Source organism: Streptomyces sp. KMM 9044 (assembly GCF_024701375.2).
Lineage (GTDB): Bacteria > Actinomycetota > Actinomycetes > Streptomycetales > Streptomycetaceae > Streptomyces.
In genome coordinates this window covers 5,338,974-5,359,359 of sequence record NZ_CP113910.1, presented here as the reverse complement: position 1 = coordinate 5,359,359, position 20,386 = coordinate 5,338,974, and the positions used below count along the sequence as shown (strand labels likewise).

The window sequence follows — 20,386 nt, the reverse complement described above, 5'->3', positions numbered from 1 at the left end:
GGAGGAACGCCGTGGAGACCGACTCCGGCCTGCGGAACACCCAAGGCTTCGGCGTAGTCGGCCGATGTCCGGTTGCTGACGTCTCGTCATGTCGGGCAGGGCCCGACGCAGAGCAGGCACGTACGTCCGTGATCATGGAGTCCTACCTTTCGGGTGTGGGTTTCCGCTGGTCATTCGTAAGATTGGTGGGCCCGGGGGCTCCGGGTATGGCTCTCTACGCGCTGTGCCCTCGGGCTGCCCGCGCCTGCCGACGCATCGTCTCTGATCTCCCCTGCCTTCGACCGGCTCGGACCGCATCCGGCAGTGTCCGGGAGCGAGCTCCTGGATCTGCTGGAACGTCTCGCGCAGGTCCCGGACCCGCGGGGGGCGCGGGGGGCGCGGGGAAGGTGCGGGGAAGGTGCGGGGGAGGTGCGGGGGGCATCCACTCGTGACGCTCCTGGCACTGACGGCCTGCGCGGTCCTCGCCGGAGCGCGATCCCTGCTCGCGGTGGGTGAATGGGTGGCCGACGCACCGTCGGCCCTGCCGAGGCGGCTCGGCACGGTCATCGACCCGCTGCCGCAGCCGCGCCCCGGCCAGGATGCCGCCGAACCCGCCGCCGACCACGGCGACGTCGGCGGTGTCGTGCAACGGCTCGCGCCCGGCGGCCTCACCGACGTACGGGTCGGCGGCGTAGTAGCCGAACTCGGCTTCGGTGGCCTGGTACTGGGCCGCGCCGTCCGGGCGTACGCGCCGCTCGCGCTCGACGCGGTAGCGCTGCCGCAGCGCCTCCAGTTCCTCGGGGGACGGCGCTCGGTGGGGCATCGTGCGGGGGATCGTCATGTGGGGGCCCTGCCTCAATCCTCATGGTGTTCCGGCCGCGTCGGCCCGTGCGGCCGTCGGCTCCGCTACGGCAACAACTACCGGACAGAATTCTCCGGTTGGGGATCGGACGCGCGGTGGCGCGTACTGGTCCGTCCCGGCCCCACCGCCGCCGGCACCCCCACCCCCACCCCCACTCCCACTCCCACCCAGCAGCCGACAGGAAGAGTGACCCCCATGCGACGACTCCCCCTCCGCTCCCTCGCCGTACTCGCCACCGTCGGCGCCCTCGCCCTCACCGGCTGCGGCACGCAGACGGGTGACGTCGGTGAGCGGACGGCCGGGGCGCCCGGTGCGGGTGGCCGGACCCTGCGCGCGCAGCAGGTGACGCAACTGACCGAGGTGCACGAACAGACCGGGACGACGCTGCTGGAGGGGCCGGTCTTCGGCGCGGACGGCCACCTGTACGTCAGCGACTCGCGCGGCCTGACCGAGGGCCGGGCGCTCGGCCGTGTGGTGCGGATCGACCGCGACGGCGGGCAGGCCACCGTCCTGGCCGGCAAACTGGCCGCGACGAACGGGATCTCCTTCGACGTGGAGTACCGCGGGCTGTGGTTCGGCGAACTGACGGAGAACCGGATCTCCTACCTCCCCGTCGGCGGCAGGGGCGGGGTCACCGCCCGGCACACCGCGATCCGGGTCGACGGCGGGATCGCGCAGACCGACTCGATCGCCGTGGACGCGGACGGCAACCTCTGCCAGGGGCTGCACGGGCGGCCCGCGATGGTCGTGTACGACCGCACGGTGAGCGGCTGGCGACGGTCGAGGTGCCCGCGCGTGCCGCCGAGGGCCCCGAGTCGGCGACGAACGTGGCGATCACGCCCGGCGGGGCCAGGGCGTACATGACCGTCAGCGGGCCCGCGGGCGGGTACCTCTACACCTTCGCCGCGCTGGCGGAAGGCACCCGGCAGTCCAACGGCGGCTGACGCCCCCGACGGGGAAGCCCGCTACCCGTGGAAGGGCCGCACCGGCCCCACCTCGACGCCGAGGAGCCGCCAGGCCGCCAGTGCCCTGCGCTCCCGCTCCTCGTGGGAGGGGCCGGTGGCGGCGCCGGAGACCATGGCGACGGCGAGCATGAGGTCGTCCGCCGTGGCCAGCCGGCGGCCGGCGGCCGGCAGGTGCACGCGCAGGGCGTGTTCGACCCGCCGGGACAGGGCCAGGGCGTGGGCGCGGACGGCGGAACGGTGGTCCGACCCGTCGGCGTGCAGGAGGCCGATGAACGCCGCCGACTCCTTCAGGTGCCAGGTCAGCACCCCGAGCACGCCGGCGAGGGTCGCGTCCTCGGCCGCGGCCGCCTGTTCGACCTCCCGGACGTTCTCCTCCAGTACGGCGGTCGTCACCGCGGCCCGGTCGGGGAAGTGCCGGTACAGGACGCCCTGCCCGACCCCTGCGCGGCGCGCGATCGCGGACAGCGGAGCGTCCAGACCGTGCTCCGCGTAGATCTCCCGGGCGGCGGCGACCAGCGCGGCACGGTTGCGGGCGGCGGCCTTCGGCCCGTCGTTCGCGGGCCGCCGCTGGTCCGGCACGGGGTGCTGCGTCATCCCGGAAGGCTACGACAACACCCGCCCACTACCATCGCGGACAGGCGCAGGTTTGACGTCGCATTCGAACCACACGGTCTTACCACCACCGGTCGGAGACGACGTCACACCCCACCGGTCGGTCACCGCCTCGACGAGCAGCAGCCCTCGCCCGCCCTCGGCCAGCACGTCCCGGCCCGCCGGCACCGGCAGTCGCGGGCACCTGTCGGAGACCTCCACCCTCACCGCGCCCGGCAACAGAAGGAAGCGGATGCCGCAACGACGGTCGGGCACGGGCCGGAGACGTTGGCGAGGCGTTCCGACACCGCGAGTTCGGCCGCGTCCGCCACCTCCAGCAGGCCCGAACCCTTGAGATAGAGCCGCAGGATGCGGCGCAGATGCCGGACCGAGTGCTCACCCAACGCGAACTCGGCCCGATAGTGCGTCTCGAAGTCCGTCGTACGCGGACCAGTTGCGTGATCCACATCACCAGATTGCAACGCGGCGCATGCGATCGGCCACGCAAAGAAATCAACGCCGGGAGGCGTTTCAGGCCGGAGGCACCACCGTGGCCAACATCCAGACGCTCGGCCCCACGGCGTCCCCACTCGACTACTACGGCTGGGAACCGCGCCGCCAACGCGAGGCCCACGGCCTCAAGCAGGGACAGCTCGGCGAGATCATCTTCTGTACGGGCTCGCTGATCTGCCAGATCGAGACCACGAAGAAGGTCCCCGCCCGCGACTTCTCCGAACGCGTGGACGCGGCCCTCGGCACGGACGGCCTCTTCTCCCGCCTGATCGGCCTGGTCCTGCGCAGCCAACTGCCCACGTGGTTCCAGCCGTACGCGGAGATGGAGGCGAAGGCGGCGTACATTTCCACGTATCAGGTGCAGGTGGCGTACGGGCTGTTGCAGACGGAGGAGTACGCGCGGGCGGTGCTCGCCACCGGAGCGCCGGACGATCTGGAAGGTCTGGTGACCGCCCGGATGGAACGCCAGCGCATCTTGGAACGAGAACAGCCGCCGCTGGTCTGGGTGGTCCTGGATGAGGCGGTGCTGCACCGGCCGATCGGCGGCACCGGTGTCATGCGACGCCAACCGGCCCGCCTGTTGGAGTTCGCCGGTCACCGGTGGATGCATGTGCAGGTCCTGCCGAATAGGGCGGGTGAACACGCCAGCCTGGACGGGGCGTTCAATCTCCTCCGCTTCGAGGACGCCCCGGACATCATCTCCACAGAAGACCTCATCTCTGGCCACATGACGGCCAATCCCGAGACCATCAAGGAAGCCTCGCTCCGTTACGCTCGCCTGCAGGCTGCCGCTCTCCCGGTCGAGGAGTCGGTGGAACTGATCGCCCGCCCGATGGAGGAACGCTATGGAGACCGCTCCCAGTTTGTGGAACGGCCAGTGGCGTAGGTCCAGTTACAGCGGCAGCACTGGCGGCGACTGCGTCGAGGTCGCCGACGGCTGCCCCACCGGCGCCGTCCCCGTCCGCGACAGCAAGGACCCGTCCGGCCCGGTCGTCACCGTCGGCGTCGACGCCTGGCGAGCATTCGTCGACGGTCTGCGGTAATCCACAGACCCGTTCGACTGTCAGTGGCACCCCCTGCTCTCGACTGCGTGGTCGCTCGTGCGGCGGAGGCCATCAGGTAGGGGGAAACACGTTGGGAACGTCATCGACGTCTGCGGCTCGGGTGCGCGCGCCCGAGCCCACGATCGCGCCCATCACCTCACTCGCTTCGCGGGTTCTGTCGGGCGACATCGTTTTACCCAAGTTCCAACGGGCGTTCGTCTGGACCCCGCAGCAGATCCTGTACCTGCTCGACTCGGTGCGCCGGAACTACCCCATCGGCAGCCTTCTCATGTGGCGTACGACGGCCAAGCTGGCCAGCGGGCAGAGATCGCGGGCCTGGACACCGTGCCCCAGCACGAGGGCGCCCCGGTGCACTACGTCCTCGACGGGCCGTCAGCAGCTCCAGGCCGCCGTCGCCGACGCGGGGAAGGCGGCCGCACGAGCCGTGGACTTCCTCTCCACCCAGATCCGCACACCGCAGGCCGAAGCACTGCCCTGCTACAACCAGTTCGCCGTCCCGGTCGAGCTGTTCAGGCAGCTGCCCAAGCCGACGGCGGCCCAGTACGAGGCCGTGACGCGCTGGTTCTGGCTGACGGCGAGCAGCGAGTACTTCAAGGGGTGGCGGGAGTCGCAGATGGGGCCGGACCTGTCGGCCGTCACCGAGTTCGCGGCGGGGCGCTCGACGGAGGTCGAGACGGCAGCCGCCCTTCCCCGAGCCCTCCTCTGGCAGCGTGCGCAGTTCTCCCGGCAGAACGCCCCCGGCAAGCTTCTGGTGCTGCTGATGTCGTACGAGAAGTCGGTCGACCTGAACACGGGCCTCGTCATCGACGTGGCCGACGCGCTGTCCTGGCAGAACGGTAAGCAGCTCCACCACTTCTTCCCGCGCGCGTACCTGAAGAAGGAAGGGGTGAAAGCGGGGAGGGACAACGTCTGCGGCAACCTGATCATGCTCAGCGCGATCACCAACAACTGGATCTCCGACCGCCGCCCCTCCGCCTACCTCAGGGACCTCGCCGTCTGGCACGGCGAGGACGTCCTGCGGGAGCGCCTGCGCACCTGCCTGATCGAAGAGGACGCCTACCAGGCCGCACTGCGTGACGACTACGACGCTTTCCTGCGGGCCCGGTCAAAGACGCTGCATCGGCGGCTCATGGAGCTCATCGGCTCGGCGGCGGGAAGCAGCGGAGACTGGCGGTCAGCCCGATCTGCGCAGCGGGCGAGAAGTGCTCCAGCACCTTGCGCCACCGCGAGTCGCTGCTCGCACTGCCCCGGTGGCACTCGTCGACGATGACGATGTCGAAGTAGTCCGGCGGGTACTCCCGGAACAGCCCGGTCTGCGCCTCCCCCTGCTCCAGGGACTGGTAGAGCGCGAAGTAGATCTTCCGGCCTCGCTTGGCCTCACCGCCACCGATCTTGTGGACGTCGTCCTCGCCGAACACCGGCAGGAAGTAACGGTCCTTGGGGTCGTCGACCAGCATGTTGCGGTCCGCGAGGTAGAGCACCCGGGGCTTGCGCCCTCCGAACGCTCCGGGAGCCTCGGAGAGCCGGGCCACCAGTTGGAGGGCGAGCATGGTCTTGCCCGTACCGGTGGCGAGTACCAGCAGGATGCGGCGCTCGTCACGGGCAAGCGCCGCGAGTGCCCGGGTGATGGCGACCCGCTGGTAGTAGCGCGGGCGCTTCACGGAGTTGTCGGTGTTGCGGAGGGTGTAGTCGTACGGAGCCGGCATCAGCTCCTCGCCCGCCTCGGTGCCACGGACTCCCTGATCACGCAGGAAGCGCGCCCAGAGGTCGGCGGGCGACGGAAACCGGCGACAGGCCGGATGGCCGGCTTGTCCCCGCTGAAGTCGATCTCCACGATGTTGCGGCCGTTGGTGGCGTACGCGAAGGACAAGCCCAGCTTGCGCGCGTAACGGCGAGCCTGTTCCACCCCGTTCTCCTCGCTGAGCCGGTAGCGCTTGGCCTCCACCACTGCGATCGGCACATCGGGGATGTACTCGAGCACACACTCGGCGGCGAGCGCCGCCCCCCGCTTGTGGCGCCTGCGCGTCGGCACCAACCGGCCGTCGTTGATCCGGTGCTGCGGACGGATCTGCTTCTCGCTCCACCCCGCTGCCCGCAGAGCGGGAAGGACGAACCGCTTGCAGGTCTCGTCCTCGTTCAACTCGTATGCGTCGGTCCCCATGGACACAGATGTACTTCATGCCTCTGACAATCGCGCCGAAACAGCGAGATCCATCAGAGTCGTTCATCCGCAGGGCAGAGACGCTCGCCCATTACGGTGCCCGCGCATCGGTCACGCGCCGCGCATCTCCCACAGCAGCAGCTCGGCCCCGGTCACCGCGACCGCCTCGGCGTCCCTGGTGTCCGTGAGGCGGGCCGCGTCACCCGGCCCCAGCCGGGCCCCGTCCAGCAGCACCTCACCGCGCACCACATGGGCGTACACGTACGCGGCGTCCGGCAGGGCGGTCCGCTCCCCCGCCGACGGCCGGCGGACGTGGAGCACGGCGCCCGCCTCGGGGAGGGCGTACGGGGTGGAGTCGGCGACGCCGCGGACGACCTCGTAGAAGGGGTCGCCGCCGGGTTCCAGCGGGGCCAGCCACATCTGGAGGAAGGTCAGGGGCCCGGGGCCGTCGTTGCGTTCCACGTGCCGCACGCCGGACGCGGCGCTCAGCCGCTGCACGTCGCCGGGGCGGACCACGCTCTCGTGGCCGGTGGAGTCGCGGTGGGTCAGTTCGCCCTCCACCACCCACGTCACGATCTCGGTGTGGCGGTGCGGATGCTCGCCGAAGCCGGCACCGGGGGCCAGCCGCTCCTCGTTGCAGGCGATCACCGCGCCGAAGCGGAGGTTGTCGGGGTCGTAGTGGGGGCCGAAGGAGAAGGCGTGCCGGCTCTCGATGCCGGCCGCCGGATCGCCGCCCTGGAAGCGCCCGTGCGCGCGCCGTACGTCCGTCACGCCGTCCACGGTAGTCCCGACGTGGGCCTCTCGGTCCCGGCGGGAGACCTCGCAGCAGACCCGGCGACGCGTCCCGGCGTCCGGATGAGGCAGTCTTGTCACCGTGCCCGAACCCGAAACCGGCAAGCCCGAGACCCCGGCAGGCCCCGCCCACCCGCATCCCGCGACGCTGAAGCGGCTGGAGAGATCGTCCGGCCACCTCGCCGCGCAGGCGATCCTGCGGATGGACGAGACACTGCCCTGGTACCGGGCGATGCCCCCGGAGAACCGTTCCTGGATCGGGTTGGTCGCCCAGGCCGGCATCGCCGCCTTCACCGAGTGGTTCCGGCGCCCGGACGCGCCGCAGGCCATCTCCACCGACGTCTTCGGGACGGCGCCGCGCGAGCTGACCCGGGCCATCACGCTGCGGCAGACCGTGGAGATGGTGCGCACCACCATCGAGGTCATGGAGAGCGCCATCGACGAGGTGGCCGCGCCGGGCGACGAGTCGGTGCTGCGCGAGGCGCTGCTGGTGTACGCGCGGGAGATCGCGTTCGCCACCGCGCAGGTGTACGCGCAGGCCGCCGAGGCACGGGGTGCCTGGGACGCGCGGCTGGAGTCGCTGGTCGTGAACGCGGTGCTCAGCGGCGAGGCCGACGAGGGTGCCGTGTCCCGGGCCGCCGCCCTGGGGTGGAACTCGCCGGAGCACGTGTGCGTGCTGCTCGGCACCGCGCCCAACGGCGACTCGGAACTGACCGTGGAGGCGATCCGGCGGGCCGCCCGGCACGCCAAGCTCCAGGTGCTGACGGGGGTGCTCGGGGACCGGCTGGTGGTGATCGCGGGCGGCAGCGACAACCCGCTGGCCGTCGCCAAGTCACTGATCGGGCCGTACGCGCAGGGTCCGGTGGTGGCGGGGCCGGTGGTGCCGGACCTCCAGGCGGCGACCCGGTCCGCGCAGGCCGCCGCGGCGGGCCTGAAGGCGTGTTCCGCCTGGGAGGACGCGCCGCGTCCGGTGCTGGCCGACGATCTGCTGCCGGAGCGGGCGATCGCCGGTGATCCCTCGGCCCGCGAGCAGTTGGTGGAGGAGATCTACAGACCGCTGGAGGAGGCCGGGTCCGCACTGCTGGAGACGCTCAGCGTCTACCTGGAGCAGGCGAGCAGCCTCGAGGGGGCCGCACGGATGCTGTTCGTGCACCCCAATACCGTGCGTTACCGGCTCCGACGTGTGACAGACGTCACCGGATGGTCACCCTCCGATGTACGCTCTGCGTTCACACTGCGGATCGCGCTGATCCTGGGGCGTCTGGTCGACGGCGATCTTCAGCTCTAGCTTCTTGTCGGGGTTCCACAAAACCCCCTCGTGTTCTTGGTCTCTGTCCCCACGGGCGGCTTCGGCCGTCGTCAAGAGAGAGTGTGAGAGTGCTCGTACTCGTCGCTCCCGGCCAGGGCGCTCAGGCGCCCGGCTTCCTGACCGAATGGCTCGACCTTCCCGGTGTCGCGGACCGCGTCGCCGGCTGGTCCGACGCCATCGGACTCGACCTCGCCCGCTACGGCACCGAGGCCGACGCGGACGCGATCCGCGACACGGCCGTCGCCCAGCCGTTGCTGGTCGCGGCCGGGCTGCTGTCCGTCTCGGCACTGGGTGCCGGTGCGGCCGACGCCGCCTCGGCGGTGGCGCGGATCGCGCCCGGCGCGGTCGCCGGTCACAGCGTCGGCGAGTTCACCGCGGCCGCGTTCGCGGGGGTCCTCGACGACACGGCCACGCTGAGTCTGGTCCGCAGGCGGGGGCTGGCCATGGCCGACGCCGCCGCGGTCACCGAGACCGGGATGGCGGCGCTGCTCGGCGGCGACCCGGACGTCACCGTGGCGCACCTGGAGAAGCTGGGGCTGACCCCGGCGAACGTCAACGGCGCGGGCCAGATCGTGGCAGCCGGCACCAGGGAGCAGCTGGCGGCGCTGGAGGCGGACAAGCCCGAGGGCGTGCGCAAGGTCGTCGCGCTCAAGGTGGCCGGCGCCTTCCACACCCACCACATGTCTCCCGCGGTCGACACCCTGGCGAAGGCGGCCGAGGACCTGACACCGGGCGACCCGAAGGCCGTGTACGTGTCGAACAGGGACGGCGCGACGGTCGCGACCGGTGCCGGGGTGCTGGAGCGCCTGGTCGGCCAGGTGGCGAACCCGGTCCGCTGGGACCTGTGCATGGAGACGTTCAAGGAGCTCGGGGTGACCGCGCTGATCGAGGTGTGCCCCGGGGGAACCCTGACCGGCCTCGCCAAGCGTGCGCTGCCCGGTGTGAAGACGCTGGCCCTGAAGAGTCCCGCCGACCTCGACGCCGCCCGCGAGCTCGTCTCCGAGCACGTCTGACGCCCCAAGGAGCAGAATCCGCATGGCGAAGATCAAGCCCGCGAAGGGCGCCCCGTACGCCCGCATCCTGGGGGTGGGCGGGTACCGGCCCACCCGGGTCGTGCCGAACGAGGTGATCCTGGAGACGATCGACTCGTCCGACGAGTGGATCCGCTCACGTTCCGGCATCGAGACCCGGCACTGGGCGTCGCCCGAGGAGACCGTCGCGGCGATGTCCGTCGAGGCGTCGGGCAAGGCGATCGCGAACGCGGGCATCCACGCCGGGCAGATCGGCGCCGTGGTCGTCTCGACCGTGTCGCACTTCAAGCAGACCCCGGCCGTGGCCACCGAGATCGCCGACCTGCTGGGCACGGACAAGGCCGCCGCCTTCGACATCTCGGCCGGCTGCGCGGGCTTCGGCTACGGCCTCACCCTCGCCAAGGGCATGGTGGTGGAGGGTTCCGCCGAGTACGTCCTCGTCATCGGCGTGGAGCGGCTGAGCGACCTGACCGACCTGGAGGACCGGGCCACCGCCTTCCTGTTCGGTGACGGCGCGGGCGCGGTCGTCGTCGGCCCGTCCGGGGAGCCCGCGATCGGCCCGACCGTGTGGGGGTCGGAGGGCGACAAGTCCGAGACGATCAAGCAGACGGTGGCGTGGGACCGGTTCCGGATCGGCGACGTCTCCGAGCTGCCCCTCGACCGCGCGGGCCACGTGAAGTTCCCCGCGATCACCCAGGAGGGCCAGGCGGTGTTCCGCTGGGCCGTGTTCGAGATGGCGAAGGTCGCCCAGCAGGCGCTGGACGCGGCCGGGATCACCTCGGACGAGCTGGACGTCTTCATCCCGCACCAGGCCAACGTGCGGATCATCGACTCGATGGTGAAGACCCTCAAACTGCCGGAGCACGTCACGGTCGCCCGTGACGTGCGTACCACCGGCAACACCTCGGCCGCCTCGATCCCGCTCGCGATGGAGCGGCTCCTGGCGACCGGCGAGGCGAAGAGCGGCGACACCGCGCTCGTCATCGGCTTCGGGGCGGGTCTCGCTTACGCCGCATCGGTCGTTACCCTCCCCTAGGCACTCCGTGCCGGATCACCCCGGTCCGGTACGGGAAACGCACCACCTGCCGCTGTCGCGGCAGGCGCCACACCCTCAGGAATCACAGCGAAGGAGCCCTCATGGCCGCCACTCAGGAAGAGATCGTCGCCGGTCTCGCGGAGATCGTGAACGAGATCGCCGGCATCCCGGTTGAGGACGTCCAGCTGGACAAGTCCTTCACCGACGACCTGGACGTCGACTCGCTGTCCATGGTCGAGGTCGTCGTCGCCGCCGAAGAGCGCTTCGACGTCAAGATCCCGGACGACGACGTCAAGAACCTCAAGACGGTCGGTGACGCGACCGAGTACATCCTCAAGCACCAGGCCTGAGCAACGCTCGGGCCGGGAAATCCCGGCCCCGCCACCCGGCGGTGGCGCCGTACGAATCCTCGTAATCCGTTGGAGAAAGAATTCCGATGAGTTCGACCAATCGCACCGTGGTCGTCACCGGTATCGGCGCAACCACACCGCTGGGTGGCGACGCGGCCTCGACCTGGGAGGGTCTGGTCGCCGGACGTTCCGGCGTCAGGGCCCTGACCGAGGAGTGGGCCGCCGAACAGGCGGTCCGGATCGCGGCCCGCGTGGCCGTGGAGCCGACCGAGACCATCCCGAGGCCGCAGGCCCGCCGCCTCGACCGTTCGGCGCAGTTCGCACTGGTCGCGGCGAAGGAGGCGTGGGCCGACGCCGGCTTCGAGGGCAGGGCCGGTGAGGACCCGAACGTCGCCCCGGACCGGCTCGGCACGGTCATCGCCTCCGGCATCGGTGGCGTGACGACCCTGCTGGACCAGTACGACGTGCTGAAGGAGAAGGGCGTCCGGCGCGTCTCCCCGCACACCGTCCCCATGCTGATGCCGAACGGCCCGTCGGCCAACGTCGGCCTGCTCGTGGGCGCCCAGGCGGGCGTGCACACGCCCGTCTCCGCCTGTGCGTCGGGCGCGGAGGCCATCGGCTACGGCATCGAGATGATCCGTTCCGGCCGCGCCGACGTCGTCGTCGCGGGGGGCACGGAGGCGGCGATCCATCCGCTGCCGATCGCCGCGTTCGGCAACATGATGGCGATGTCCAAGAACAACGACGACCCGCAGGGTGCCTCGCGTCCCTACGACGTCGGCCGGGACGGCTTCGTCCTCGGCGAGGGCGCGGGTGTGATCGTCCTGGAGTCCGCCGAGCACGCCGCGGCGCGCGGCGCCCGCGTCTACGCGGAGGCGGTCGGCCAGGGCGTCTCGGCCGACGGCCACGACATCGTGCAGCCGGAGCCGGAGGGCCGCGGCATCTCGCACGCCCTGCAGAACCTGCTGGACGCCACCGACCTGGCGCCGTCCGAGATCGTGCACGTCAACGCGCACGCCACCTCGACGCCGGCCGGTGACATCGCCGAGCTGAAGGCGTTGCGCAAGGTGTTCGGCGACGACGTGGACCACATGGCGGTCTCCGCGACCAAGTCGATGACCGGGCACCTGCTCGGCGGTGCCGGTGGTGTGGAGTCGGTGGCGACGGTCCTCGCGCTGTACCACCGGGTGGCTCCGCCGACCATCAACATCGACACCATCGACTCCGAGGCCGAGGCGAACGCGGACGTGGTCCGCGGCGAGGCGCGCAAGCTGCCCGTCGAGGGCCGCATCGCCGCCCTCAACGACTCGTTCGGGTTCGGCGGGCACAACGTGGTGCTGGCGTTCCGGTCGGTCTGACCGGCGCCGGTGCGCCATGTGCGTACGCGGGAAAGGGCCCCACCTCACGAGGTGGGGCCCTTCGGCGTGCCGGAGGGAACGTGGTGGGGGACACGCGGTGCGGCTGTGGTCAGACGACCTGGTGGAGCCAGCGGACCGGGGCGCCCTCGCCCGCGTAGCGGAAGGGTTCCAGTTCGTCGTCCCAGGGCTTGCCGAGGAGCTTGGCGATCTCGGCCTCCAGGTCGGTCCCGTCGTGCTGGGACCTGACCAGGGCGGCGCGCAGCCGGTCCTCGGGGATCATGATGTCGCCGTGGATGCCGGTGACGGCGTGGAAGATGCCGAGGTCGGGGGTGCAGCTGTAGCGCTCTCCCTCGGCGGTGGGGCAGGGCTCCGAGGTGACCTCGAAGCGCAGCAACTGCCAGCCGCGCAGCGCGGAGGCAAGCTTGGACGCGGTGCCGGCCTGGCCCTTCCAGGAGAACTCCGAGCGCCAGGTGCCGGGGGCGGCGGGCTGTCGGATCCAGTCCAGGCCGACGCGCACGCCGAGCACCCCGGCGACAGCCCACTCGACGTGCGGGCACAGCGCGCGCGGCGCGGAGTGCACGTACAGGACTCCACGTGTCGTCACCGGAACCTCCGGGCAGAGCGGGACAGGTCGGAAAAGGCCGATCAGCGGGGGCCGGGAGGGCCCGTTGTGGCGAGGCTACCGCGTGGTGGGGGAAGGAGTGTGACGTACCGTCCGTCCAGGTGCCCGGAAATCTCCGTCATTCACCCGGCAGGCCGACAACCCCGGGGGCTTCGGCTCCGGATCGTGTGAACCGTCCCATGGGCGCCGCTCCGCCCGGGCCGTTCGGCATGACCCGTTCGGGGCGGATGGCAGGACAGGCGGGAACTCCCGTGCGTTGTTATGCAGGGGGGACGGTGACGACGATGTGCGGGGAGGCTGCGGGATGGACCAGGGGACGCGGTGGAGGGGCCGGGAACGCGGCGGCCGGTCGCGGGCCGTGCTCGCCGTGGTGGCGACCGCCGCCGTGCTGGGGACCGCCGGCTGCGACGCCGTCGGCGGTGACGGGGCCGCTCCGCCCGGCACCGGGGAGAAGAAGGCCGCGCCGGCCTCGTCGCCCACCCCGGTCTGGGACACCAGCCCCGCCTCCGTGGCCGCCGTGGGTGATTCGATCACGACCGGTTTCGACGCGTGCTCGGTGCTGACGGACTGCCCCGAGGTGTCATGGGCGACGGGCACCAGCGAGAAGGTCGACAGTCTGGCGGTGCGGCTGCTGGGTCCGGCGGGGGCGGCCGAGCGGAGCTGGAACTACGCGGTCACCGGGGCGCGGATGGCGGACCTGCCCGGTCAGATGGCCCGGGCGGTGAGTCGCGCACCGGAGCTGGTGGCGGTGATGGCCGGGGCGAACGACGCCTGCCGGGCCACGACGTCGGCGATGACGCCGGTGGCCGACTTCCGCGCGGACTTCGAGGACGCGATAGGCACCCTGCGCAAGGCGCTGCCCAAGGCCCAGGTGTACGTGGCGAGCGTGCCGGACCTGAAGCGGCTGTGGTCGCAGGGGCGGACCAGCGCGATGGGCAAGCGGGTGTGGGAGCTCGGCGTCTGCCCGTCGATGCTGAGCGACCCGGACGCCCTGGACGCGGCGGCGAACGAGCGGCGCGAGACGGTGCAGGGCCGGGTGGAGGAGTACAACGAGGCACTGGAGGAGGTCTGCGCCGAGGACGGGCGGTGCCGTTACGACGGCGGGGCGGTGTACGAGTACAGGTTCGGCACCGCGCAGTTGAGCCGCTGGGACTGGTTCCATCCCGGTGTCGACGGTCAGGCCAGGCTGGCGGAGATCGCCCACCGTACGGTCACGGCGGTGAAGCCGTGACTTAGTGTTTCACACATGAACGAACTCTTCGGCACACTTTCCGACGGCACCCCGGTGCACCGCTGGACCCTGGAACGGGCCGGCGTGCGGGTGCGGGTGCTGTCGTACGGCGGGATCGTGCAGGCCGTAGAGGTGCCGGACCGTCAGGGTCGGTCCGGGAACGTGGTGCTGGGCTTCCCCGCCCTCGACGGCTACCTCGCCCGTCCGGAGCCGTACCTGGGCGCCCTGGTCGGGCGGTACGCCAACCGCATCGCGGGCGCCCGCTTCGCGCTGGACGGCCGGGTCCACACGCTCGTGCCCAACAACGGGCCGAACTCGCTGCACGGCGGTGAGCGCGGCTTCGACAAGCGCGTGTGGGACGTGACGCCGGTTGCGCACGGTCTGCGCCTGACCCTGGTCTCCGCGCACGGCGAGGAGGGCTTCCCGGGCCGTCTGGAGATGTCGGTGACGTACACGCTGGACGAGCGGGGCGCCCTGGGGATCGCGTACGAGGCGGTGACGGACGCGCCGACGGTCGTCAACCCGACGAACCACTCGTACTGGAACCTGGCCGGCTCCGGCAGCGCGGCCGGGCACGAACTGCGGATCGCCGCCTCCCGGTTCACGCCCGTCGACGCGGATCTGATCCCGGCCGGCGACCACCAGGAGGTGGCCGGAACCCGCTTCGACTTCCGCGAGGCGCGCGGCACCGGCACCGGGTACGACCACAATCTCGTGCTCGACAAGGGCGTGACGCCGGCTCCGGCGGAGGTCGCCGAGCTGTACGACCCGGCGTCCGGGCGGGTGCTCACGGTGGCGACCACCGAACCCGGGGTGCAGCTCTACACCGCCGACCACATCGGGGAGCCCTTCGCTCCCGGCGCCGGCATCGCGCTGGAGACGCAGCACTTTCCCGACTCCCCGAACAGGCCCGGCTTCCCGAGCACGGTCCTGCGGCCGGGCGGGACGTTCCATTCGGAGACGGTGTACGGCTTCGCGGTGCGGCAGTAGCGGGGCCCTGGGGGGACGCACATGAGCCCCGGTCCGGGGTCAGGGTCCCGGACCGGGGCTGCTCATGCAGAGGAATACCCCGGCCTGCGGGAACTACCCCGGTCCAGACGGTAATCGTCGCGGTGATCCAGCGGCCCGCGATCGGGCATTCGGTCAGAAGTTCGCACGAACCCTTCGCAAAGGACCACGGTGTGGTCACCTCGTAGCACGCTCAGTACTCCTCCCCGCGGATCGCCGGGGGCGGCTGCGACGGCGCCAGGGGCTCCTTGGCACCGTTGTCGTCCCTGGTCTCCTCGCCGAGCAGGTCCCGCGCCATGAGGGTGGCGCCCGCGACCGCGCCCGGCATCAGGAAGACGGCGACGAACGGGACGAGGAAGGCCAGCCCCAGCGGCGTACCGAAGCCCCAGACGAGGGACTTGCGGCCCCGCAGCAGGGCCAGCCGCGCCCGCAGCTCGACCCCGCGCCGCTGCAGGGCGACCGCCGTCAGCTCCTCGGTGAGGAAGAACCCGGTGACCATGAAGCCGATCACCGGTACGACGGTCTGCCCGGCGAGCGGGACGAACCCGAGCGCGAAGAGCAGCACCGCCCAGAGCAGGGCCCGTACGACGATGCGGAGGCTGTCCCGGCCGGAGATCCACAGCTCCCGCCACAGCGGCAGGCCGGACTCGGGGGCGGTGCCGTCGGGTGAGACGTCCCGGTCGACCCTCTCGGAGAGGCTCTCGTAGAAGGGCTGGCCGATGAGCAGCGTCACCGCGGTGAAGGTGATGACGGAGAGCAGCAGGCCGAGCGCGAAGAGGAGGACGGTGAGCAGGCCGCGGAACAGGCCGGGCCAGGGGCTGGACCAGTCGTCCGCGAACGGTGTCGCCCAGCCGACGAAGTCCGTTCCCCACACGGCCAGCGCGATCAGCGCCGCCGCGTAGAGCACCAGCGTGACAAGTCCCGGCAGCAGACCGAAACCGTACTGCTTGCCGTGCCGGGCCACCCATCTCTGGCCCTTCAGGAGATACCGGAAACCCACCCCAAGATCGCGCATGGGGGAACTATAGGGGCCCGGCGACGGCGTGTCGTCGGCCGCCGGTCCGGCCCTCGGACCGCCTGCCGACGGACGGCGTCAGAGCTTGACGACCATTTTTCCGGTGTTGTCACCGCGCAGGACGCCGAGGAACGCCTCGAGGGTGTTCTCGATGCCCTCGGCGACGGTCTCCCGGTACTTGAGCTCGCCGGAGGCGACCCAGGGACCGACCTCCCGCACGAACTCCGGCTGGAGGTCGTAGTGGTCACCCACCAGGAAGCCCTCGACGCGGCCCCGGGTCTGGATGAGACGGGCGAGGTTGCGCGGGCCCGGCGCCGGCTCCGTGTTGTTGTAGACGGAGATCATCCCGCACACGGCGATCCGCCCGCCCCGGTTCAGCGAGCCGATCGCGGCCTCCAAGTGCTCCCCGCCGACGTTGTCGAAGTAGACGTCGATGCCGTCCGGCGCGGCCTCACGCAGCTGCCTGCTCACCGGGCCGCTCTTGTAGTTGAAGGCCGCGTCGAATCCGTACTCCTCGAGGAGCAGGGCGACCTTCTCGTCGGAGCCGGCGGAGCCGATCACGCGCGAGGCCCCCTTGAGCTTCGCGAGCTGTCCCACCTGGCTGCCGACGGCACCGGCGGCACCGGACACGAAGACGGTGTCGCCCTCCTTGAAGGCGGCGGTGCGCAGCAGTCCCGCGTAGGCGGTGAGCCCGGTCATGCCCAGCACGCCCAGGTAGGTGGAGAGCGGCGCGGCCTGCGCGTCCACCTTGACGGCGCCCTCGGCCTCCACCAGCGCGTACTCGCGCCAGCCGAGACCGTGCAGCACGTGGTCGCCGACGGCCAGCCCCTCCGCGCGGGAGGCGACGACCTCGCCGACGGCACCGCCCTGCATGACCTCGCCCACCGTGTACGGCGCCGCGTAGGACTTGGCGTCACTCATCCGGCCGCGCATATAGGGGTCGACGGAGAGGTACGTGTTCCGCACCAGCACCTGGCCCTCCCCCGGGGTGGGGACCTCTGCCTCCACCAGGGCGAAGTCCTCGGGCGTCGGCCAGCCGACGGGCCGGCTCGCCAGGTGCCATGCGCGGCCGGTGGCGGGGAGTGCGGGGGTGTCAGACATGGGGTGGAGCCTCTCCTCGAAGTGTTTCACTACCTGAAACAACCATGCAACTGGATATTTCAGAATGTCAACCATGTGGGTACCCTGGAGGCATGGCCGCCACACCCGGTTCACCCCATCGCCCCGACGACCTGACGCTGGAGGTCGTCGGCCTCATCGGCTCGGTGGTGGCCCGCTACCACGAGGAGTACGAGGAGGCGGCGGCCGGACACGAGCTCACCGGCGCACAGGCCCGGCTCCTGAACCTGCTCTGCCTGGAGCCCCTGCCCATGCGGAAGCTCGCCCACCGCCTGAAGTGCGAGCCGTCGAACGTCACCGGCATCGTCGACCGCCTGGAGTCCCGCGGCCTGGTCGAGCGCCGCCCGAACCCGGCGGACCGCCGCGTGAAGGTGGCGGCGGCGACGGAGGAGGGCCGCAGGGTGGCCCGCAGTCTGCGTGAGTCGCTGCGCTTCGCCCGCGAGCCGCTGGCGGCCCTCACGGACGAGCAGCGCCGTTCGCTGCGCGACACCCTGCGGACGATGCTGGACACCGGCCCCCACGGCTGAGGGCGCCCGGCCGCGAGGGGTCCCGCACCGGCCGAGCGGGACAGGACACCGGCCCGCCTTTACCGCTCGGAGCAGCCCCCTCCCGGCACAGCGCGGCCTCCGCCGGATCGGAGCGCTCCGACACCCCGTGCGGCCGGGCGTGGGCCGGGCGTGTCCGGTCAGATGGCGCACCCCCACAGGAAGCGGTCGCAACTCCGGGAGGGTTCCGGCTCCGCCTCCCGCTCCGGGCCCGGCAAACCGCTCCCGTGGGCCGCCGCCCCCGGAGAGGCGTCCGAAGTCTCCGGACGGGCGGCGCGGCTCTCGGCGGGGGCGCCGCGCCCGGGGCGGGCGAGGGCGCCGTTGAGGTGCTTTCGACACGGGTGACGGTAATCCATGACGCGGGAAGACCAGGTTCCGCTCACTCCCGACTCCTGGAGCGGGGCGTAGAGGTTTGACAGAGACCAATGCCCGATGGTTTCGAAACTGTCGAAACCGTTATGCGTGCGACCCATTGACACGTCCCCCGCGACGTCCTTACTGTCACGCCAGCATTTCGAACGTGTGACGAAATATCGAACACGTCGCACCGCACCACCGACCGGTCACAGGGTCCACCAACGCAGCGAGGGGCAACGTCCGTGCGTATCACCGGAATCAGCACACACGTGGTCGGGACGCCGTGGCGCAACCTGACGTACGTCCAGGTGCACACCGACGAGGGAATCACGGGAGTCGGCGAGACTCGGATGCTGGGGCACACCGACGCCCTTGTGGGTTACCTGAAGGAAGCCCAGGCCAACCACATTCTCGGCTCGGACCCGTTCGCTGTCGAGGACCTGGTCCGCCGGATGAAGTACGGCGACTACGGCCGCGCCGGGGAGATCGTGATGTCCGGTATCGCCGTCGTCGAGATGGCCTGCTGGGACATCAAGGGCAAGGCCCTCGGCGTCCCCGTCTGGCAACTGCTCGGCGGCAGGGTGACCGACAAGGTCAAGGCGTACGCCAATGGCTGGTACACCACGGAGCGCACCCCGGAGGCGTACCACAAGGCCGCGCAGGCGGTGGTGGAGCGCGGCTACCGGGCCCTGAAGATCGACCCGTTCGGCACCGGGCACTTCGAACTCGACCACAAGGAGAGCCTGTACGCCGTCTCCCTGATCGAGGCGGTGCGCGACGCCATCGGCCCCGAGGCCGAGCTGATGCTGGAGATGCACGGCCGCTTCTCCCCCGCCACCGCCGTCCGCCTGGCCAAGGACCTCGCCCCCTTCAAGCCGGCCTGGCTGGAGGAGCCGGTCCCGCCGGAGAACCTCAAGGCGCTGGAGAAGGTCGCCGCCAAGGTCGACATCCCGGTCGCCACCGGTGAGCGCATCCACGACCGCATCGAGTTCCGTGAGCTGTTCGAGAGCCAGGCCGTCGACATCCTGCAGCCGGACGTCGGCCACGTCGGAGGCATCTGGGAGACGCGCAAGCTCGCCGCGACCGCCGAGACCCACTACATGCTGGTCGCGCCGCACAACGTCGGCGGCCCGGTGCTCACCGCTGCGTCCCTCCAGGTCGGCTTCACCTCGCCGAACTTCAAGATCCTGGAGCACTTCAACGACTTCGCCGACGCGGAGATCAAGAAGGTCGTCAAGGGCGCACCGCAGGTGAACCCGGAGGACGGCTGCTTCCACCTCTCCGACGCCCCCGGCCTCGGCGTGGAGCTGGACGTCGACGCGGCGGCCGAGTTCCCGCAGCAGCAGGCCCGGTTCGACCTGTGGGCCGAGGGCTGGGAGCAGCGCAAGCCCAAGGGCACGCAGTGACCGGCGCCGCGGGCGCGTCCTCCGTGGCCGTCGTCGTCGAGGGCCCCGGCGCTCACCGCCTCGTCGCCCACGAGCCACGCGATCCCGGCCCCGGCGAGGCGCTGGTCCGGGTGCACGCGACCGGTATCTGCGGCAGTGACCGCGAGGTGTACCAGGGCAACCGCCCCGAGGGATACGTGCGCTACCCGCTCACCCCGGGCCACGAATGGTCCGGGACCGTGGAGCGGGTGGGCGCGGGAGTACCCGCGTCGCTCACCGGCCGCAAGGTCGTCGGTGAGGGCTTCCGGAACTGCCAGGTGTGTGACCGCTGTCATGCCGGTGAGACGACGCTGTGCTCGGCCGGTTACGAGGAGACCGGGTTCACCCAGCCGGGGGCGATGGCCGCCACGCTGACCCTCCCGGCCCGCCTGCTGCACGTCCTGCCGGACGACGCCGACCTCACCGCGGCGGCGCTGCTGGAGCCGGCGGCCTGCATCGCCGCCGCCGCGCTCAGGGCGAACACCGTGCCCGGCGAGCGGGTCGCCGTGGTCGGTACGGGCACCCTCGGCATGTTCGCGGTGCAGTTCCTGCGCGCGAACTCCCCGGCCGAGCTCCTGGTCGTCGGTACCCGGAACGACCGCGAGGAGCTGTCCCGCCGGTACGGCGCCACCGCCTTTCGCACCAAGGACCAGCCGCTCCCGGACGACTTCGACGTGGTGATCGAGACCGCCGGGTCCGCCGACGCGGCCCGCACGGCCGCCGCGCTGTCAAGGCGCGGCGGGCGGGTCGTCCTGACGGGCATCCCGGCGCCGGGCGCGGACGGTCTCGACCCGACGGACCTGGTCGTACGGCAGCTGGAGGTGCACACCGTCTTCGGGGCGCCGCCGAACGCCTGGGCGCACACGGTGCGGGTGTTCGCCGCCGGGCTGCTCGATCCGCTGCCGCTGGTCACGCACGAGCTGCCACTGGCCGGGTTCTCGGAGGCCATCGAGCTGGTGGGGTCCGGTGACCCGAAAGTGGGCAAGGTCCTGCTGCGCCCGTAGGGCCCCGCTGGTACGCGCGAGGGCGGGGTCCCTCCACCGGCCCCGTACCT

The 20,386-nt window shown here is 71.4% G+C and carries 19 protein-coding genes and 3 pseudogenes; 14 read left to right on the top strand and 8 right to left on the bottom strand.

All coding sequences use genetic code 11. The features are described from left to right. Nucleotides 1-552 precede the first annotated feature (552 nt). A pseudogene (locus tag HUV60_RS24140) lies at nt 553-802 on the bottom strand (monooxygenase); the annotation flags it as partial. A gap of 234 nt (nt 803-1,036) precedes the next feature. Between HUV60_RS24140 and HUV60_RS24135 the strand changes: the two are divergent. Next, nucleotides 1,037-1,785 (top strand): annotated as a pseudogene (locus HUV60_RS24135) (SMP-30/gluconolactonase/LRE family protein). A gap of 21 nt (nt 1,786-1,806) precedes the next feature. Here HUV60_RS24135 and HUV60_RS24130 read toward each other — a convergent pair. Both HUV60_RS24130 and HUV60_RS33635 read right to left on the bottom strand, forming a co-directional pair. Next, a complete protein-coding gene (locus tag HUV60_RS24130; protein ID WP_257849300.1) occupies nt 1,807-2,400 on the bottom strand; it encodes a TetR/AcrR family transcriptional regulator in 594 nt (197 codons plus the stop codon). Between the two features lie 221 nt (nt 2,401-2,621). After that, nucleotides 2,622-2,864, bottom strand: coding sequence for a hypothetical protein (locus HUV60_RS33635; protein WP_331462017.1), 243 nt, complete (start codon nt 2,862-2,864; stop codon nt 2,622-2,624). An 83-nt stretch (nt 2,865-2,947) separates the two neighbouring features. Between HUV60_RS33635 and HUV60_RS24120 the strand changes: the two genes are divergently transcribed. The 3 genes from HUV60_RS24120 (at nt 2,948) to HUV60_RS34045 (ending at nt 5,244) form a co-directional block, all read left to right on the top strand. Further along, entirely contained in the window at nt 2,948-3,796 is an 849-nt protein-coding gene (locus HUV60_RS24120; protein WP_257849299.1) for a helix-turn-helix domain-containing protein, read from the top strand. Then, nucleotides 3,756-3,953 (top strand): DUF397 domain-containing protein, encoded by a 198-nt coding sequence (locus tag HUV60_RS24115; RefSeq protein ID WP_257849298.1) that lies wholly within the window; start codon nt 3,756-3,758, stop codon nt 3,951-3,953. The genes HUV60_RS24120 and HUV60_RS24115 overlap by 41 nt, the downstream gene beginning before the upstream one ends. A 121-nt stretch (nt 3,954-4,074) precedes the next feature. Further along, a complete protein-coding gene (locus HUV60_RS34045; protein ID WP_443047402.1) occupies nt 4,075-5,244 on the top strand; it encodes a GmrSD restriction endonuclease domain-containing protein in 1,170 nt (389 codons plus the stop codon). On the opposite strand, the pseudogene HUV60_RS34040 reads toward HUV60_RS34045, so the two are convergent. Both HUV60_RS34040 and HUV60_RS24095 read right to left on the bottom strand, forming a co-directional pair. Further along, nucleotides 5,141-6,135, bottom strand: a pseudogene (locus HUV60_RS34040) (DEAD/DEAH box helicase family protein); the annotation flags it as partial. The gene HUV60_RS34045 and the pseudogene HUV60_RS34040 overlap by 104 nt on opposite strands. Before the next feature lie 111 nt (nt 6,136-6,246). Beyond that, nucleotides 6,247-6,906 (bottom strand): pirin family protein, encoded by a 660-nt coding sequence (locus HUV60_RS24095; RefSeq protein ID WP_257849295.1) that lies wholly within the window; start codon nt 6,904-6,906, stop codon nt 6,247-6,249. Nucleotides 6,907-7,009: 103 nt separating this feature from the next. On the opposite strand from HUV60_RS24095, the gene fasR reads away from it, so the two are divergent. The 5 genes from fasR (at nt 7,010) to HUV60_RS24070 (ending at nt 12,011) form a co-directional block, all read left to right on the top strand. Next, on the top strand, nt 7,010-8,215 hold the full coding sequence (gene fasR / locus HUV60_RS24090) for a fatty acid biosynthesis transcriptional regulator FasR (RefSeq protein ID WP_257849294.1): 1,206 nt from the start codon (nt 7,010-7,012) through the stop codon (nt 8,213-8,215). 89 nt (nt 8,216-8,304) lie between these two features. After that, complete coding sequence (locus HUV60_RS24085; protein WP_257849293.1) at nt 8,305-9,249, top strand: ACP S-malonyltransferase; 945 nt, start codon at nt 8,305-8,307, stop codon at nt 9,247-9,249. Between the two features lie 22 nt (nt 9,250-9,271). Then, the gene (locus HUV60_RS24080; RefSeq protein WP_257849292.1) at nt 9,272-10,303 is read left to right on the top strand and encodes a ketoacyl-ACP synthase III; all 1,032 of its coding nucleotides are present in this window, start codon (nt 9,272-9,274) and stop codon (nt 10,301-10,303) included. 101 nt (nt 10,304-10,404) lie between these two features. Next, nucleotides 10,405-10,653, top strand: coding sequence for an acyl carrier protein (locus tag HUV60_RS24075; protein WP_004988657.1), 249 nt, complete (start codon nt 10,405-10,407; stop codon nt 10,651-10,653). Nucleotides 10,654-10,739: 86 nt separating this feature from the next. Further along, entirely contained in the window at nt 10,740-12,011 is a 1,272-nt protein-coding gene (locus HUV60_RS24070) for a beta-ketoacyl-[acyl-carrier-protein] synthase family protein (RefSeq protein WP_257849291.1), read from the top strand. 109 nt (nt 12,012-12,120) lie between these two features. Here HUV60_RS24070 and HUV60_RS24065 read toward each other — a convergent pair whose 3' ends face one another. Next, a complete protein-coding gene (locus tag HUV60_RS24065) occupies nt 12,121-12,615 on the bottom strand; it encodes a DUF3145 domain-containing protein (protein ID WP_257849290.1) in 495 nt (164 codons plus the stop codon). A gap of 322 nt (nt 12,616-12,937) precedes the next feature. Here HUV60_RS24065 and HUV60_RS24060 point away from each other — a divergent pair, with 322 nt between their 5' ends. Beyond that, complete coding sequence (locus HUV60_RS24060) at nt 12,938-13,864, top strand: SGNH/GDSL hydrolase family protein (RefSeq protein ID WP_257849289.1); 927 nt, start codon at nt 12,938-12,940, stop codon at nt 13,862-13,864. A 15-nt stretch (nt 13,865-13,879) separates the two neighbouring features. Continuing rightward, a complete protein-coding gene (locus HUV60_RS24055; protein ID WP_257849288.1) occupies nt 13,880-14,854 on the top strand; it encodes an aldose epimerase family protein in 975 nt (324 codons plus the stop codon). 211 nt (nt 14,855-15,065) lie between these two features. Here HUV60_RS24055 and HUV60_RS24050 read toward each other — a convergent pair whose 3' ends face one another. Further along, nucleotides 15,066-15,887: an EI24 domain-containing protein gene (locus HUV60_RS24050; protein WP_257849287.1), complete on the bottom strand. Its 822-nt coding sequence runs from the start codon at nt 15,885-15,887 to the stop codon at nt 15,066-15,068. A gap of 78 nt (nt 15,888-15,965) precedes the next feature. Continuing rightward, nucleotides 15,966-16,988, bottom strand: a complete 1,023-nt coding sequence (locus HUV60_RS24045; RefSeq protein WP_257849286.1) for an NADP-dependent oxidoreductase — start codon at nt 16,986-16,988, stop codon at nt 15,966-15,968. Between the two features lie 92 nt (nt 16,989-17,080). Between HUV60_RS24045 and HUV60_RS24040 the strand changes: the two genes are divergently transcribed. The 3 genes from HUV60_RS24040 to HUV60_RS24030 all read left to right on the top strand — a co-directional run bounded on the left by HUV60_RS24040 (nt 17,081) and on the right by HUV60_RS24030 (nt 20,336). Then, nucleotides 17,081-17,533, top strand: coding sequence for a MarR family winged helix-turn-helix transcriptional regulator (locus HUV60_RS24040; protein ID WP_257849285.1), 453 nt, complete (start codon nt 17,081-17,083; stop codon nt 17,531-17,533). 617 nt (nt 17,534-18,150) lie between these two features. Further along, the gene (locus HUV60_RS24035) at nt 18,151-19,314 is read left to right on the top strand and encodes a mandelate racemase/muconate lactonizing enzyme family protein (RefSeq protein ID WP_257849284.1); all 1,164 of its coding nucleotides are present in this window, start codon (nt 18,151-18,153) and stop codon (nt 19,312-19,314) included. Continuing rightward, on the top strand, nt 19,311-20,336 hold the full coding sequence (locus tag HUV60_RS24030) for a zinc-dependent alcohol dehydrogenase (RefSeq protein ID WP_257849283.1): 1,026 nt from the start codon (nt 19,311-19,313) through the stop codon (nt 20,334-20,336). The genes HUV60_RS24035 and HUV60_RS24030 overlap by 4 nt, the downstream gene beginning before the upstream one ends. The last annotated feature ends 50 nt before the right edge of the window (nt 20,337-20,386 follow it).

Bases quoted from the DNA above. Each gene is read 5' to 3' on its own strand.
- HUV60_RS24060 (WP_257849289.1), top strand. From the start codon at position 12,938: ATGGACCAGGGGACGCGGTGGAGGGGCCGGGAACGCGGCGGCCGGTCG.
- HUV60_RS24130 (WP_257849300.1), bottom strand. From the start codon at position 2,400: ATGACGCAGCACCCCGTGCCGGACCAGCGGCGGCCCGCGAACGACGGG.
- HUV60_RS24055 (WP_257849288.1), top strand. From the start codon at position 13,880: ATGAACGAACTCTTCGGCACACTTTCCGACGGCACCCCGGTGCACCGC.
- HUV60_RS24075 (WP_004988657.1), top strand. From the start codon at position 10,405: ATGGCCGCCACTCAGGAAGAGATCGTCGCCGGTCTCGCGGAGATCGTG.
- HUV60_RS24080 (WP_257849292.1), top strand. From the start codon at position 9,272: ATGGCGAAGATCAAGCCCGCGAAGGGCGCCCCGTACGCCCGCATCCTG.
- HUV60_RS24115 (WP_257849298.1), top strand. From the start codon at position 3,756: ATGGAGACCGCTCCCAGTTTGTGGAACGGCCAGTGGCGTAGGTCCAGT.
- HUV60_RS24070 (WP_257849291.1), top strand. From the start codon at position 10,740: ATGAGTTCGACCAATCGCACCGTGGTCGTCACCGGTATCGGCGCAACC.
- HUV60_RS24050 (WP_257849287.1), bottom strand. From the start codon at position 15,887: ATGCGCGATCTTGGGGTGGGTTTCCGGTATCTCCTGAAGGGCCAGAGA.
- HUV60_RS24040 (WP_257849285.1), top strand. From the start codon at position 17,081: ATGGCCGCCACACCCGGTTCACCCCATCGCCCCGACGACCTGACGCTG.
- HUV60_RS24045 (WP_257849286.1), bottom strand. From the start codon at position 16,988: ATGTCTGACACCCCCGCACTCCCCGCCACCGGCCGCGCATGGCACCTG.